This window comes from Rhodococcus sp. IC4_135 (assembly GCF_011602025.1).
Lineage (GTDB): Bacteria > Actinomycetota > Actinomycetes > Mycobacteriales > Mycobacteriaceae > Rhodococcus_F > Rhodococcus_F baikonurensis.
Window position 1 is genome coordinate 1 of record NZ_JAAOLG010000103.1, and the last position, 1,241, is coordinate 1,241.

The following is a 1,241-nucleotide window of genomic DNA, read 5'->3' on the forward strand; positions in this document are numbered from 1 at the left end:
GATGTGGATCGTGTTGCGCCGTTGCGGTCGGGGAATACGGCGTATGTGATTTTCACGTCGGGTTCGACGGGTCGGCCGAAGGGTGTGGCGGTCAGTCATCGCAGTGTGGTCAATCAGGTGTCGTGGTTGGCGGAGCGTTATGCGGTGTCGGTTTCTGATGTGGTGTTGTTCAAGACTCCGGTGACGTTCGATGTGTCGGTGTGGGAGTTGTTTGTTCCGTTGGCGGTGGGTGCTCGGTTGGTGGTGGCTACTCATGACGGTCATCGGGATCCGGGGTATTTGGCGTCGGTGGTGGCGGCGGAGTCGGTGTCGATGGTCTCGTTTGTGCCGTCGATGTTGGAGGTGTTCGTCGATCAGGTTGTCGACATGTCGGAGGCGACGATCTCGCGCCTTGGTGGTGGTGGGTTGGGTTCGTTGCGGGTGATTTTCGCGGCGGGTGAGGCGTTGCCGGCGTCGGTGGTGCGTCGGGTGTTGTCGGTGTTGCCGTCGGTTGAGGTTCATAATTTGTATGGTCCGACGGAGTTCACGGTGCATGCGACGGCGGCGGGTCCGCTCGATGGTGTGGGTGTGGTGGTGCCGATGGGTGCTCCGGTGTGGAATTCGTCGGTGTTGGTGTTGGATTCGCGGTTGCGTCCGGTGCCGGTGGGTGTTGCGGGTGAGTTGTATTTGTCGGGTGTGCAGGTCGCTCGTGGGTATCACGGGCGGGTGGATTTGTCGGCGGAGCGGTTTGTGGCGAATCCGTTCGGTGGGGTGGGTTCGCGGATGTATCGCACGGGGGATGTGGTGCGGTGGATCGGTGTGTCGGGTGAGCTCGAGTATGTCGGTCGTAGTGATTTTCAGGTGAAGTTGCGTGGTCAGCGGATCGAGTTGGGGGAGATCGAGGCTGCGGTTCGGGATCAGGTGGGTGTGGGTTCTGTTGTGGTGGTGGTGTGGCGTGATCAGTTGGTTGCGTATGTCACTGCTGCGGTGGGGTCTTCGGTTGATGTTGATGTGGTGAGGGTGGGTGTGGGGGAGCGGTTGGCGTCGTATATGGTGCCGTCGCAGTTTGTGGTGTTGGATGCGTTGCCGCTCAATGCGTCGGGGAAGTTGGATCGGAAGTTGTTGCCGGAGCCGGTGTTCGAGGTTGCGGTGTTCAGGGCTCCGGTGACGGCGGTGGAGGAGATCGTTGCGTCGGTGTTTGCCGAGGTGTTGGGTGTCGATCGTGTGGGTCTCGATGACGATTTCTTCGCACTCGGCGGCAA

The 1,241-nt window shown here is 60.7% G+C and carries 1 protein-coding gene; it reads left to right on the top strand.

What is annotated here, in order from left to right:
* Positions 1–45 precede the first annotated feature (45 nt).
* Positions 46–1,241 (top strand): AMP-binding protein (locus G8767_RS35170; protein ID WP_346843072.1); only part of this gene is annotated, 1,196 nt, incomplete at its 3' end.